We start from the raw sequence: 13,940 nt of genomic DNA, 5'->3' as shown, positions 1-13,940 counted from the left end.
GATTCATAAACCGCTATAATATGCGTGTTTATCAAATGGTATTAAAAAGGCTTTTACATGGCAGCTACAGCGCACGCACTTCACATATTGGTTAAGCACAAAGAAATTGCAGAAGATATTATTAAGCAGTTAGGTAAAGGAGCGAAGTTTCAAACCTTAGCTAAAAAATATTCGTCATGTCCGTCGGGTAAAAAGGGCGGTGATTTAGGCGAGTTTAAACGCGGTCAAATGGTTCCTCAGTTTGATAAAGTAGCATTTAACGGTGCAATATTGGAGCCCCACTTAGTTAAAACTAAATTTGGTTGGCATGTCATTAAAGTACTTTATCGGACTTAATTTACAACTAGTGTTTATTTGAACACCATTTTTTTTCAAAAGTTATATGTCGAGAGGTGTGTCGGTTCGAGTCAGTCTTTCAGTGCCTTTATTAGAAGCCCTGTTCTTACTCTAACGTCTGCTGTTCTTACTCTAACGTCTGCTGTTCTTATTCTAACGTCTGCTGTTCAGACTCAGGAGCCAATCGAGTTGATTTATAATCGATTTTAGAGTTTATGACCCCTGTAAGCTCATTACTGTCGTTCATATTCGATTTTTTAATCGTTCAATATAAACGGGCAACGGATATTTATAGTAATTTAAATTTTGTTTTGCCAATCAGATACACCGTATTTTTCTAAAATAGTATTCAAAATCCCCTTATGGCGAATTAAGGTAAGTCCATCATCAATACTATTAATTACTTCAGGAAGAACTGTTGGAGAGTAACCTAAAAATAAAGGTACAAAACCACCTTCACTACGAACATATATTAGATCAACAATATTATTTTTATTCACTTCATATTGAATATTATATCTAGAATCAAGAAGAGCCGATATACGTCCTTTTTGTAACATCTCAATATTTTTCGTTAAAGGAGAATCACCAGTAGCTTGAAAAATATTATCAGAATACTTTAACTTTAGACTGTTAATGTATGGACCATAGTCATAGCCTTTAATTATCCCTAAAGTTTTACCTGAATTTAAAAAAGCGTCTAAATCATTAAGTTGATTAGGCGACCAATCAACCTTTTTATTGATGTAAAAGTCATTTTGCCAACCACCGAAATATTGGTTACTCCTTTGTAATTTGTGATCTGTAATGTGAGACTCTGTTACAGCTAATACAATATCTATTTCAGATCTACTAGCCATTATAAGAGAGCGTGATAGAGAAATGATTTCAATATTAACAGTCATTTCTTTTGCTTTGGCTATTTCATTTAAAACCTCAACTAAAATCCCTGGAGCTTCCTTATTATCACAGATATAGGGGCACCAAATGTCAGAAGCTATATGTAACGTCTCAGCTCGAATATTGGAATTTGAAATTAATAATAAAAATAGTAAGTTGTAAATTTTTTTCGTTAACATTTATTGACTACTCCCTTTATAAGATGATTCAGCACAGCACTATAACAGCAGCGAAAATAATGTTATGAACAGATAAAGCATATTTTAACAAAGTATCAAAACTTATCTATATGGAGTGAGTAAAACTATAGGTTACTTTAATCAAAAACCAAGCATCAGTAAAAAGCGAGCTAGAGGGGTGCCTTAACCAATTAAGTTCACTTTGTGCGCATTGCTGACATTATTATTGCTAAGCCTTACAATACAATACCTAATGTATTGGCTATTACACCTAATGAGAATAACCAAATAACACTTTAAAAAATCATTCGATTTTCATTTATGTTATTATATAGGCGAGTTTTATATAGCTCATTTGATAAATTGCCTAACGGCAATCGTGATTTAGTAATGATACTAAATCATTTTTTCTTAGAAAAAGTCTATCAATCGCAATGCCTTAAACTGGCCTGCTTTGCCTGATTTTACTAAAATAAAGACTTAATTATTGGTCGCTGTAATCTTATTTAGGATAAATTATGTTAAACAAAAAACACATTCTCGCACTATCTATTCCCTTACTATTACTTACAGCTTGTGGTGGTAGTGACAGTAGTTCAAATGATGAAACGCCATTACCTAGTTTTTCTCTTGCAGTTAGTGATGCCCCTGTTGATGATCTTTCTGAAGTTGTTGTTTGTTTCAACCAAATAGAACTTAAAGGTGACACAGATATTACCTTTACCGTGGGCAATGAAAGCGGCATGATTGCATCGAATGATTCATGTTTAAATAATAATAATGAAATAATCCCTGATACTGTAGGCATTGATTTACTTGCTTATACAGGAAGTGATTCGATTACTTTAGTTGATGGAATATCTATAGCAGCAGGTGATTACACTCAAATGCGTTTAATCATGAGTGACGGCTCTTATGGTATAGATGCGCTATCAGGCGAAAAAATCAGTGTCAGTGTGCCCTCAAACGAACTTAAACTCGATGGTTTTACGGCAACTTTAGGTGGTACGGTTGATTTCACGTTAGAATTTGATTTAAACAAAGCCATGACTAATCCTGTAGGACAAGCGGGCTACTTCCTTAAACCACGCGGTGTCAGATTAGTTAATAATAACGAAGCAGGACATATAGAAGGTAGTGTTTCAGAAACGCTATTGATTAATAACCAATGTACTCCACTTTCAGATCCGTCTTTAAGTATTGCTAGTATTTATTTATATGAAGGTCCAGATTTAGCAATGGATACATTAGCTGATGTTGATGGTGTTGAAACCAACCAACCACTTGCAAGTACTTCTGTTACCTTTGATAGTGAACAAACCGCGTATAATTTCGAAATTGGTTTCGTGAACGCGGGTGACTATACCATTGCCTTTAGCTGTGATACTGAAGACTCTCCTGAAGTTGATGATGAGGTAACTTTCATTAGCGCTCAAAATGTGAATGTCGTTGCAGGTAACACTGCCGCACAAGTTAGCTTTGAAGCTCAATAAATTCGATTGAGATGCTCTTATAATAATATAAGGGCATCTCTGATTTTAATTGCACTTTATGAAAATAATTAAATACCGATTAAACCATAGACAACCAGCTAACTATCCTCCCTAGCACAAAAAATAATCCTCAATTTGAACGTTAGGGATAAGAAAAATAATCCGAAACCTTATTTCAATGTTAATGCCTAATGTTTGCAGTGTGGCAAAAGTGATCAATGACAAGGTTGAACACATCACAAATAAATTAACCTTGTGTTATTTCTATTTTAAATACTTTTGACATCATGGCGTAATAAACAAAGGGATTAACTAGGACATCGATAGTTAATTGTAAATCTTGGGGCAGCGCTTAAAACTAGTAACTAGCAGTTCATGTGTCATTTGGATTAACGGTGAAAAAGCTAGTGCCATTGCTAAAGCAGTTCTTAGTTATACCCCCTCAAGCTTGCTAATTATTGAACAGATTAGCTATATGTATTATCTTTCCTAAGTATTATAGTTATAGTGTCTATAGTTCACGAAAATAGGAAATCCTAGATGATAGCGCTTAGCTCAGTGTTTAGACTTGTCTTTGTTTGTGTTTTAGCATCTCTGTTAGTCGCTTGTGGCGGTGGCAGTGACCCTGCATCTAGTGAACCTTTGCCAATTACTGTAATCCCGCCTCCCGACGTTTCAATCAGCGCTAATGCGGCATCAAAATTTTTAACCCAAACTAGTTATGGTCCAACGTTAACTGATATTAATAAGCTAAGCGAACTTGGCTATGAAGTTTGGCTTAATGAACAATTCACGCTGCCAGTTTCTTCGCATTATGATTACTTACAAGGTTTACCAGAAATTACGTGGGCCGAACATGTAAAAACATGGTTAGCAATGTCAGTTACCTCAGAGGACCAATTACGGCAACGTATTGCTTTTGCGCTTAGTGAAATATGGGTTGTTTCCCATCATGGCGTTGATTTTCCATCTAAGGAAGTTGCCGCAGGCGCACTGACAAGTTATTACGATTTGCTTTTGCATAACGCATTTGGCAATTATCGTAATTTAATGGAAGAACTTACGTTGAATCCTGTAATGGGTGAATACCTCAGTATGAAAGGTAATCAAAAAGCTGATCTTGCTAAAAACATTCTTCCCGATGAAAACTACGCCCGTGAAATGATGCAGCTTTTTACCATAGGCTTGCATGAACTCAATATGGACGGCTCTCAAAAACTGGATACACAGGACTTACCCATTCCAACATACACTCAAGACACCATTGAAGAAATGGCTCGTGTCTTTACAGGGTGGCATTTTGCTAACGCGCTCAGTTTAGCAAATGGAACAAACGATGTGCCCGACTTTATAACGCGTATGGCCGTCATTGAAGATTTTCACGATCGCGGTGAAAAAACGGTATTGGGCGGGGTAATAATTCCGGCGCAACAAAGTGCTGAAGAAGATATGCAAACAATATTAGATATTGTATTTAATCATCCTAACGTAGCTCCTTTTGTGTCAAAACAATTAATTCAGAAGCTAGTGACAAGTAACCCGTCATCAGCCTATATTGAAAGAGTTGCCAATGTATTCGCAAACAACGGTGCTGGGGTACGTGGCGATATGCAAAGTGTGGTTGCGGCTATTTTACTTGACGATGAAGCACTAACAAGAACGACCAGTAGTGACAAAGTATTTGGAAAACTCAAAGAACCTATTGTACGCATGGTTGGCATTTGGCGTACGTTTAACGCGTCGGCCTTGAGCGGTAGATATTCTTTAACCTGGTTTACAGAATTTATGGGGCAATCACCATTAGGCGCTCACCATGTATTTAATTTTTTTAGCCCGTCATTTACGCCACAAGGCAGTTTTCAAGAAAATGGTTGGGTAGCACCAGAGTTTGAAATTCATACTGAAGCAAATATGACAAAGATGATTAATTTTTATCAACGTATGACATTTAGCCAAAACAATATTTATAAAACTAACCCAGACACCGATGAAATTTTACTTAACTTAACCTATGAAGCTACCTTGGTTTCAAATGTTGATGCATTACTTGATCACTATAACTTATTGTTGTTTGCCGGTGAAATGAGTAATGAATTACGCACCATAACTCAAAATTATATAAGTACGTTAATAAACGACAAAGAGCCGGGCAGAGCTTATGAAGCTTTGGGTATTCTGGTAGCGGCACCTGAATTTTTGGTTCAAGATTGAAGTGAGAGACCATTATGAAAAATTTTAATCGCAGAGACTTTCTAAAATTAGGTACAGCTTCAATTGTTGGCTCTGGTTTATTGAACTTCCCACGAATGACATACGCACAAGAAGCATTAGGTGATTATAAAGCCTTAGTTTGTGTGTTCATGCATGGTGGAAACGATGGATTTAATTTAATCGTGCCCACAGATAACGATTCATATGCAGAGTATGCGCAATCACGACAAAATTTAGCGGTTGCACAAAATTCTCTGCTACCCATTAACCCATTAACCACTGATGGCAGAGCATTTGGTTTACATCCTAGTGCAGCTCCATTGCAAAGTTTGTTTGCAGATGGAAATATGGCGATTATGGGTAATGTAGGGCATCTGAAACAACCCACTACTCGTGACATGATTTTAAACAAAACCGCAACATTACCCACCGAATTATTTTCACATAATAACCAGCAAGATCAATGGAAAACAGTTAATTTAGATAATAATTTATTGTCTGGTTGGGGAGGCAGAATTGCTAATACATATGCAGATAAGCAAGCCGAGCCATTGTTAACCGGCATTTCGATGAATAGTCGTAGCCCGTGGTTGCGTCACCCAGAGAATCTTGACCTTGCAATATCAGCCGATGGTTTTGATGAATATTGGTATGTTAGTAAAGGCGTTGGGTATGAAAATAAACGCCGAACAGCTTATCTTGAAACAATTTATAAAAACTACAATAACGCCTTTAGAAAACAAATTGCTGACACGCAAAAACGTACTTTAGAACTTGTTGAGTCGGTTGGCGGGATTTTAAAAGCCACTCCTCAACTTACCACAGTATTCCCCGAAGATAATGGCTATGGTTTAGCATCACAGTTAAAAACGGTTGCCAATATGATTGCCGCCCGAGATGCTTTGGGCATGTCTCGCCAAATATTTTTTGTGGAAATGGGAGGCTTCGATACGCATGACGACCAAAATAGAGATCAACCCCTGCTTTTTAGTACGTTATCTCAGTCTTTGAAAGCCTTTTACGATGCCTTAGTTGAAGTAGGTGCTAGCTCAGAGGTTACTACATTTACTGCTTCGGAATTTGGCCGAACGTTAAGTAGCAATGGTGATGGCACTGATCACGCGTGGGGCAATCATCAATTAGTGATAGGTGATGCAGTTCGCGGTGGCGATATTTATGGTGCTATGCCAAGTTTAGCTATTGGTGGTGTCGATGATTACAAAAGCCGAGGCCGAATTATTCCAACAAGTTCTGTTGAACAATATGTGCAAAGCATGTTGAGTTGGTATGGCCTTACCCCATCGCAAATTCAAACTGTATTACCTAATCATGCAGCTTTCGATTTAAGTAAAATCAATTTAATGATTTAGTGTTGTCTATCAATACATAGTGTTCACAGGATTGCTGTTATGTAATAGCAAAGCTAACTACAATAACTAGCGGCAATAATAAACCCTTCTCTTTATATGTTGAATGCTTAAAGCTTGGGGGAAGTCGTCGATGATTTGAGTCCAGAAAATTAACGCTAATTTTAAAACCTTTACTTCAAAAAACTAAAAAAAATACTGATTCTGATGTTAGTTAGCAGGATAAATGCGAACTAAATCTAGCAACTTGTATTGAAAAACATAAGTAATTCCTAATTATATTGTAAATTTGACGGTAAATTGTCGTAATATAGACCCACTGAAAACTGAACACTATATGGAATTAATTTATGGCTGAATCTAGCACCGAAAGTACAACTGATCAGGTGATCAAAACCTTAGATCCTGCAAGCTTACTGAAAAATGAAATTGACCAAGTCGGCCGTATATATAATATTATTGTAGAGTTTTTTACCAATTATAGTTTTCAATTAATTGGTGCGTTAATCATTTTGATTATTGGTTTCATTTTTGCGGGTAAAATAGCTAACGTAGTCCTTCGATTATGTGAGCGACATAAGCTTGATGTTACTTTAAGTCGTTTTTTAGCTAATGCCAGTAAAATGTTGATAGTGGTAATGATCGCGATAATCGCTTTAGGTAAATTAGGCATTAGTGTTACGCCATTTATTGCTGCAATAGGTGCTATTTCATTAGGTGCGGGTTTAGCATTACAAGGGTTGCTGTCTAATTATGCTGCCGGCTTTAATATTATTATTATTCGACCTTTTGTTGTCGGTGATACTATTACCGTGCAAGGTGTTACTGGCCTAGTTAAAGAAGTATTATTGGCATACACAATTTTAACTGATGAAGATAATGTTGAAATTACTATTCCTAATAAACATATAGTTGGTGAAGTGTTACACAACTCAAAACATGACTCATTATTAGAGTTAAGTGTCGGCATTGATTATAGCGAAAACCCATTAGAAGTGGTGGCCATGCTCGAAGATGTTATTGGCAAGTTAGATATTGTCAGTAAAGCCCGTAAACCCTTGATTGGCATCGATGCCTTTGCTGATAGTGCTATTAATATTGCGGTGCGTTTATGGACCCCAACTGAAGGCTTATATAGCGCTAAATACAAAGCTTATAAAGAGATTTATCTCGCGTTAGATAAAGCCAATATTAAAATTCCATTCCCACAACGCGATATTCATCTTATTAAAGATATAGCTTAGTTTCTATGCAATGTAATGTTTGTTAATTATGGCGTTAAATAAGGCAAGACTGGATCGGTTTTTGGCACAATATTGTCAGGTCAGTCGCAAAAATGTGCGACTGATGTTGGCGCAAAATAGGGTGTTGCTCAATGGTGTTATCGCTCATGATATTGATGTAATTATTGATACTTTTAGCCATGTAACATTAGATGGTAAGGTGATTCAAGAAAATTCAGCCTATTATATTATGTTGAATAAGCCTATTGGCGTGGTCAGTGCCACCCGAGATACAAAGCATAAAACGGTGCTTGATTTACTTGAATACCCGTTTAAAAATGAGCTACATATTGTGGGGAGACTTGATCTTAATACTTCAGGTTTGGTGCTAATGACCAATGATAGTCGTTGGTCGGAGCGTTTAACTTTACCTATGAAAAAAGTAACCAAACGATACATAGTGACTTTGCAAAATAAACTAAGCGAAGAATATGTCACAGCTTTTGCCGAGGGTATGTATTTCGCGTTTGAAAATATTACGACAAAACCTGCAACATTAATTATTCTTTCTGATTATCAGGCCCAAGTTGAGCTTGTTGAAGGACGTTATCACCAAATTAAACGCATGTTTGGTCGATTTCGCAACCCTGTTATGGCTTTGCATCGATTTTCTATTGGGAATTTACAACTTGATAGTCAATTGCCTTCAGGGCTAAGTAGAACGCTAACGCCGTTAGAGGTTAATAATATTGATAAATAGCTACTGTATGCTTAATTAAAAATATCTTAGTTATTAATTAAAAGCACAGATGAGAAAATATTACTGAAAAACATGAGTATTAACACGTTAATAAAAACAACAATAAGGAATAAAGATGATCAAGTATATTATGCTGATTATTGTGCTGGGCTTAATCGTTAGCTTCTTCGTACGCAATAATGCTAACCGTGAAGCAGCGAAAGTTAATTTATTGGAATCTGCTGAATTTTTGCAGAATAATAAAAAAGTCGATGGTGTGATTGAAACAGCTTCTGGCTTGCAGTATCAGGTATTAAAAGAAGGGCAGGGTGACGTTCATCCAAAAGCCAGTACAAAAGTTAAAGTGCATTATCATGGCACTTTACTTAATGGCACGGTCTTCGACAGTTCTGTTGAGAGAAACGAACCGATAAGCTTTGGTTTAAATCAGGTAATTAAAGGCTGGACCGAAGGTTTACAACTCATGGTGGTAGGTGAGAAAACCCGTTTATTTATACCCGCAGCACTCGCTTATGGAAATAGTGCAACAGGTAAAATTCCTGGTGGCTCATTGTTGATATTCGATGTTGAATTACTTGCGATTAATTAATAAAAACAGATTAATTAATTGTAGAAATTGAAGTTAAAGAGTTTTTAATACAGTTTTTAAAAAAGGCTCTCTGTTATTAAATTCTATATCTTTTAACCACTTCAAGTGCTGAATACGGTATCTTGAAGTGGTTTTTTATATTCTACTCTTCTCTGAATGCCTCCGCTGAAAGGTGGTGGCGATTGAGTAGCTTATAAAATTCGGTACGATTTCTTTGCGCTATTTTTGCCGCTTGTGAAACATTTCCTGCAGTTATTTTTAATAATTTGGCGAGGTAGTCGCGTTCAAACTTATCTCTGGCTTGCACAAATGACGGCAAAATAGTGGTCTTATCGCGTAGGGCATTTTTTATCAACATTTCACCTATTAAAGGCTCTGTAGATAAAGCGACAGCTTGCTCAACAACATTTTGCAATTGCCTAATATTTCCTGGCCAATCAGCACTGATCAAAATCTCCATTGCTTCTTGCGAAAAACCGGAAATATTGATGTGGGATTGGTCTGTTGATTTACTTAAAAAGTGTTGAGCAAGTAATGGAATATCTTCTCTGCGTTCAGATAAAGGGGGTAATTCAAGCTCAACAACATTGAGTCGGTAATACAGATCTTCTCGAAATGTTTTATCAATAATGGCTTGCTGTAAATTTTTATGCGTCGCTGAAATAATTCTAACATCAACTTTAATCGATTGTGTGCTGCCTACCGGGCGTACTTCTCGCTCTTGCAATGCTCGTAAAAGTTTTACCTGAAAACTTATGGGCATATCACCAATTTCATCTAGAAATAGTGTACCGCCATCGGTTGCTTGAAATAAGCCGATATGATTTTTTTCAGCACCCGTAAATGCGCCTTTATTGTGGCCAAATAATTCAGACTCTAGCAATTGTTCAGGAATAGCGGCGCAGTTAATGGCAATAAATTTTTGTTGATGCCTCGGACTCGCTAAATGAATAGCTTTTGCCAAGAGTTCTTTACCCGTGCCACTTTGGCTATGAATAAGTAAACTGAAGTCGCTTTTTGCCACTTGTTTACTTTGTTGTAAAAGCGATTCCATAATGGTGCTTCGGCTAATAATTTTGTCACGCCATTGATTATCAGCCTGACTATGGTTTAGTTCAGCTGGTTGTAACCGAATAGCCTGTTGTACAATTTCTAGTAACTCTTTACTTTCAAAAGGTTTGGTTAGAAAACTAAAAACGCCTTGTTTAGTGGCGTTAATAGCGTCAGGTATAGTGCCATGAGCGGTCATAATGATTACAGGAATATGGGGGTGCTTAGCTCTAATTTGCTCAAATAGCGCCATGCCATCCATGCCTTCCATTTTTAGGTCGCTGATCACCAATTGTGGATGAAAGCTCTCTAGTCGGCCTAAAGCAATTTTGGCATTTTTTGCAGACTCAATTTGATAGCCTGCTGCAGATAAACGAATACCGAGTAATCGTAATAAGCTAGGGTCGTCATCGACGATAAGAATTTTACTGTCCGTTGCAACGGCAGCTTGATTAAGATTGGTCATGAGTATTTCTCGATACTTATTTATAGCTAAAATATATTGTTAAAAATATGGCTTAAGTTGATCTTGAACGCTAGTTTGCTTAAATACAAAAACGCTTTTCATTACTTGATTACTGATCTCTATTATCAATAGCTTGTTCAATATTTTTTAGTTGTTTAATGGTTTGTTCTAATAATCTCACTTGTTCAATTAAATGTTGTTGCTGTTGTATTGTACTTTTCTTCTGCTTGATTGCCCGCTGTTGCTGTTCTTGTAATTGTTTTTGCTGTTGCGCAAGTAAACGATTTCTCATCAATAAAAGTTGATTTAATTGATCGTTTAATAAAGAGAAAAAAGCCTGTTCACTTGGCTCGATATTAGCGAATGCGGAATTGTCTTCTTCACTATTTAGTTTATTTAACAAAGATTTAGCGTTGAAGCTATTGTAAATAGGTGACTTGGGAAGACTATAAAGGAGTAGCAGCTTAATTTGCGCGTCAAAGTCAACTTGGATGATTTTTCTCTCCTGACTTTCAACGTTTTTTTGCTGCTTAGTAATCTCTTCTGCAAGTTGCTGCTGGCTAAGTTGTTGCAACGTTAGGTAATACTCACCATAGCTTGTGCTGCTGTTATCATATTTTTTAGTCAGCTGGCATCCTGATAACAGTAGTAGCGTTATGCTCAATACTAGTATTGTAGTTTTAAGTTGCTGTAAATTAGCCATTAAACCTGTTCCTCTTGGCGAAAAGCACGAGGTAAAGTGATTTTTATGCTAGTTCCCTGTTGGTCGCTTTGCTTATTCAAAATTTCAATATCGCCATTGAGGCGCAATAATAGTTCTTTTACTATGGTCAAACCTAAGCCACTGCCTTTGATTAAACTGTGTTCAGGTGGTGGGCCTTGATAAAATGCATCGAATATTTTGCTCTGATTTGCTTGAGCAATTCCTATGCCTTGATCGCTAATAATGAGATTGAGATGTTCATCTACTAGCGTTGATGAAATATCTATGATGCCTTCATCGGGTGAGTACTTTATCGCGTTGGACAATATATTATCGATAATAACAGCCACCTGTTTACGGTTACTTAATAGAGAAATATCGTTTAAATCATGATTAAAATTAAGCTTTTTACGTTTAACATCTAATTTTCGGTCTGCTATTACTTGATATATTACGTCATTAACCTGCATCGGCTCTGAATCTTGTAAACTTGTTGAGTCGAGTACAATATTAAAGTCGAGTAAGTCTTCAATATGTTTTTGTAAACGGAAAACGCTGTCTTTAATAATGTGAGAAATTTCCTGTTGCTCGGCATTTAGCTCACCCACACTATTATCATAGAGCAGTTCAGTACCTTCTCTAATCGCCGCTAGCGGCGTTTTTAATTCATGTGATATATGGCGAATAAAGCTCGACTTTTGTAACTCTAATGCTTGTAAACGCGTACGCATGCTTTCCAACGCTTGTGCTATTTCTTGAATTTCTGGTGAACCTGCTACTTTAATTTCATGATCAAAGTGCCCTTGTTGTAATCTAAAAATATTTTTTGTGAGTACTTTTAACGGACTTGTTATTAAGAAAATGAATAGACCAGCAATAAGAATGCTGATAGGAATAATCACTAAACTCTGGATCATAATATCACGAACGGCTTGCGCTGCTTGTTTAATACTTGTGATATGCGAGGTATGAAGCTCATTACTACGCTGAGTAATGAGCTCATATATGGCATTAAGGGCAGTAAACTTAATCTGTATCGGTTTGATTATTGTGCTATCAGTTGCTGATTTTTTTTCAGCTTCTGGCATGGTGATTTCAATAAGCGCCGTAACAGTTTGTGCGTATTGAGTGACCAATTGCTGTAATTTTGAATCCTCGCTAGTAGCAATCAATCGTTGAGCTAAGTTCAATATTTGCCTACTTTGTTCAATATAACTTGTTGCCAAAACAGGATCACGTAGTACTAAGTATTGCGCAGCACTGCGCTCCATTTTAATTTGACTGCTTTTAAGTAATTGCTGCTGATCCAATACTTTAGTAATACCCGTAATTGCACTGGCACTTTTGTTAGCAAGCGTATTGACTTGTGATGCACCAAAAATTAAAGCAATGACCAGTGGCAAAGCAACTAAACCAAAGCCCAATAAGGTTAATGATTTTATTGATAAGCCTTTTATCGATAAGCTTCTGTTATGCGCTCTACTTCCTAGTGTAGTTGAATTACTCACAATGCGTGCTATGGCCTTATTTCTTAATAAATACCCTTGTAGTGTTAGCTAAAAACGCTAATAAAACAATAGTGTCTCAAAATGGAGACAGCTTAAACAGAACCAATCATTTAACTCAAGCTATTGATTTGGTTGGGTTTATTTTGCATGCACTTGCGTTCATAGCTATTTGTAAATTATTGAACAGATTAGTTGTTGCTAATTGGTGACATATGTTGCAGAGCTTTTAATTTAAATTTATAAAAATCAGTGACTTATGTTTTGGCATGAGATGTGCAAGGTGTTCGTTGTATGTGGCACTAGCCATGGTTGGCATATTCGTTTGATGTGCTTATTAATCAATTAGAAGGATTCAGATATGAATAATCTTAGTTTAAAAAAATTGTCTATTACTGTTGTTGTAGCTTCTCTTGTATCAAACTTTGTTTTTGCTCACAATGATGTTACCAAAGCACTACCTAAAGTTGCTGAGCCAACATCATCTTTTTCTCAGTTAGTCACAGATTATGATGCCGATAAAAGTAACACCTTAAGCGCAAAAGAATTAGCTGAAAACGTTAAATTAACAAAAGTATTCGACCAGCTTGATGTTAATGGCGATAAAGAAATTAATGAAAAAGAATTTAATCAATACTTAGTCTATATCAAAAAATCTTTGCTATAGTTGTTTATTTATGAGCTAATAGCTCGTTTTTTAGACTGTTGACGTTATTCCCAACCAAGCAGTCGATATTTTTACTGAATTTAAGGCCCCCAAAATGAATGATCAGTCTTCCTCAGATACTTTGTCCCGTTATGTTCAAATTGATAAATGGATTTTTGAAGTAAAATCAGTACGCGCAATACGCGTTGATGATTTTGGTAAACCCTATTCTGCCGTAGCTAACTTTGCCTTAAATGGTAACAGTGCGTACATTGATGGTTTACTTACTAGGGAAGATGATGATTTTACACGTGAAGATTACCAAACCTTCGTGAAAATGAGTCAGCAATTAGGGCTAGATACCGTTAATTTTGACCGTTTTAAGCAAAAGCAAAGAGTGTCGGATATTGTTAAAGTACCGCCATTGCATAGTATTAAACCTGAGTTAAAGTTAGTTAAAGTATAGTAAATAGATCATATTAAGCTTTAGAATGGTGCTTTAACTTATTTGA

The 13,940-nt window shown here is 36.3% G+C and carries 13 protein-coding genes; 9 read left to right on the top strand and 4 right to left on the bottom strand.

Annotated features, from left to right (window positions below):
- Positions 1-57 precede the first annotated feature (57 nt).
- Entirely contained in the window at positions 58-336 is a 279-nt protein-coding gene (locus H4J38_RS02440; RefSeq protein ID WP_182129111.1) for a peptidylprolyl isomerase, read from the top strand.
- Between the two features lie 299 nt (positions 337-635).
- Here H4J38_RS02440 and H4J38_RS02435 read toward each other — a convergent pair whose 3' ends face one another.
- A complete protein-coding gene (locus tag H4J38_RS02435; protein WP_182129109.1) occupies positions 636-1,415 on the bottom strand; it encodes an ABC transporter substrate-binding protein in 780 nt (259 codons plus the stop codon).
- Between the two features lie 518 nt (positions 1,416-1,933).
- On the opposite strand from H4J38_RS02435, the gene H4J38_RS02430 reads away from it, so the two are divergent.
- The 6 genes from H4J38_RS02430 to H4J38_RS02405 all read left to right on the top strand — a co-directional run bounded on the left by H4J38_RS02430 (position 1,934) and on the right by H4J38_RS02405 (position 9,058).
- On the top strand, positions 1,934-2,908 hold the full coding sequence (locus H4J38_RS02430) for a DUF4382 domain-containing protein (protein ID WP_182129107.1): 975 nt from the start codon (positions 1,934-1,936) through the stop codon (positions 2,906-2,908).
- A 540-nt stretch (positions 2,909-3,448) separates the two neighbouring features.
- On the top strand, positions 3,449-5,119 hold the full coding sequence (locus tag H4J38_RS02425) for a DUF1800 family protein (protein WP_182129105.1): 1,671 nt from the start codon (positions 3,449-3,451) through the stop codon (positions 5,117-5,119).
- A 14-nt stretch (positions 5,120-5,133) separates the two neighbouring features.
- Entirely contained in the window at positions 5,134-6,489 is a 1,356-nt protein-coding gene (locus H4J38_RS02420; protein WP_182129103.1) for a DUF1501 domain-containing protein, read from the top strand.
- A 347-nt stretch (positions 6,490-6,836) separates the two neighbouring features.
- Positions 6,837-7,730 (top strand): mechanosensitive ion channel family protein, encoded by an 894-nt coding sequence (locus H4J38_RS02415; protein WP_182129101.1) that lies wholly within the window; start codon positions 6,837-6,839, stop codon positions 7,728-7,730.
- 28 nt (positions 7,731-7,758) lie between these two features.
- Positions 7,759-8,469, top strand: a complete 711-nt coding sequence (locus H4J38_RS02410) for a pseudouridine synthase (RefSeq protein ID WP_182129099.1) — start codon at positions 7,759-7,761, stop codon at positions 8,467-8,469.
- A gap of 115 nt (positions 8,470-8,584) precedes the next feature.
- Positions 8,585-9,058, top strand: coding sequence for an FKBP-type peptidyl-prolyl cis-trans isomerase (locus H4J38_RS02405; RefSeq protein ID WP_182129097.1), 474 nt, complete (start codon positions 8,585-8,587; stop codon positions 9,056-9,058).
- Between the two features lie 142 nt (positions 9,059-9,200).
- Here the strand turns inward: H4J38_RS02405 and H4J38_RS02400 are convergent, their stop codons facing one another.
- The 3 genes from H4J38_RS02400 to H4J38_RS17335 all read right to left on the bottom strand — a co-directional run bounded on the left by H4J38_RS02400 (position 9,201) and on the right by H4J38_RS17335 (position 12,785).
- Positions 9,201-10,574, bottom strand: coding sequence for a sigma 54-interacting transcriptional regulator (locus H4J38_RS02400; RefSeq protein ID WP_182129095.1), 1,374 nt, complete (start codon positions 10,572-10,574; stop codon positions 9,201-9,203).
- A 109-nt stretch (positions 10,575-10,683) separates the two neighbouring features.
- A complete protein-coding gene (locus H4J38_RS02395) occupies positions 10,684-11,277 on the bottom strand; it encodes a hypothetical protein (RefSeq protein WP_182129093.1) in 594 nt (197 codons plus the stop codon).
- Positions 11,277-12,785: a HAMP domain-containing sensor histidine kinase gene (locus tag H4J38_RS17335; RefSeq protein ID WP_182129091.1), complete on the bottom strand. Its 1,509-nt coding sequence runs from the start codon at positions 12,783-12,785 to the stop codon at positions 11,277-11,279. The genes H4J38_RS02395 and H4J38_RS17335 overlap by 1 nt, the downstream gene beginning before the upstream one ends.
- A 358-nt stretch (positions 12,786-13,143) precedes the next feature.
- Here H4J38_RS17335 and H4J38_RS02385 point away from each other — a divergent pair, with 358 nt between their 5' ends.
- Positions 13,144-13,449: a hypothetical protein gene (locus H4J38_RS02385; protein WP_182129089.1), complete on the top strand. Its 306-nt coding sequence runs from the start codon at positions 13,144-13,146 to the stop codon at positions 13,447-13,449.
- A 94-nt stretch (positions 13,450-13,543) separates the two neighbouring features.
- Positions 13,544-13,894 (top strand): hypothetical protein, encoded by a 351-nt coding sequence (locus tag H4J38_RS02380; RefSeq protein WP_182129087.1) that lies wholly within the window; start codon positions 13,544-13,546, stop codon positions 13,892-13,894.
- Positions 13,895-13,940: the final 46 nt, after the last annotated feature.

It is taken from the genome of Colwellia sp. BRX10-3 (assembly GCF_014077505.1).
GTDB lineage: Bacteria > Pseudomonadota > Gammaproteobacteria > Enterobacterales > Alteromonadaceae > Cognaticolwellia.
Note: the sequence above shows the minus strand (reverse complement) of the source record. Positions and strands in the feature narration are given on the sequence as shown.

Bases quoted from the DNA above. Each gene is read 5' to 3' on its own strand.
- H4J38_RS02380 (WP_182129087.1), top strand. From the start codon at position 13,544: ATGAATGATCAGTCTTCCTCAGATACTTTGTCCCGTTATGTTCAAATT.
- H4J38_RS02430 (WP_182129107.1), top strand. From the start codon at position 1,934: ATGTTAAACAAAAAACACATTCTCGCACTATCTATTCCCTTACTATTA.
- H4J38_RS02415 (WP_182129101.1), top strand. From the start codon at position 6,837: ATGGCTGAATCTAGCACCGAAAGTACAACTGATCAGGTGATCAAAACC.
- H4J38_RS02400 (WP_182129095.1), bottom strand. From the start codon at position 10,574: ATGACCAATCTTAATCAAGCTGCCGTTGCAACGGACAGTAAAATTCTT.
- H4J38_RS02440 (WP_182129111.1), top strand. From the start codon at position 58: ATGGCAGCTACAGCGCACGCACTTCACATATTGGTTAAGCACAAAGAA.
- H4J38_RS02410 (WP_182129099.1), top strand. From the start codon at position 7,759: ATGGCGTTAAATAAGGCAAGACTGGATCGGTTTTTGGCACAATATTGT.
- H4J38_RS02420 (WP_182129103.1), top strand. From the start codon at position 5,134: ATGAAAAATTTTAATCGCAGAGACTTTCTAAAATTAGGTACAGCTTCA.
- H4J38_RS02425 (WP_182129105.1), top strand. From the start codon at position 3,449: ATGATAGCGCTTAGCTCAGTGTTTAGACTTGTCTTTGTTTGTGTTTTA.
- H4J38_RS02435 (WP_182129109.1), bottom strand. From the start codon at position 1,415: ATGTTAACGAAAAAAATTTACAACTTACTATTTTTATTATTAATTTCA.
- H4J38_RS02395 (WP_182129093.1), bottom strand. From the start codon at position 11,277: ATGGCTAATTTACAGCAACTTAAAACTACAATACTAGTATTGAGCATA.
- H4J38_RS02385 (WP_182129089.1), top strand. From the start codon at position 13,144: ATGAATAATCTTAGTTTAAAAAAATTGTCTATTACTGTTGTTGTAGCT.
- H4J38_RS02405 (WP_182129097.1), top strand. From the start codon at position 8,585: ATGATCAAGTATATTATGCTGATTATTGTGCTGGGCTTAATCGTTAGC.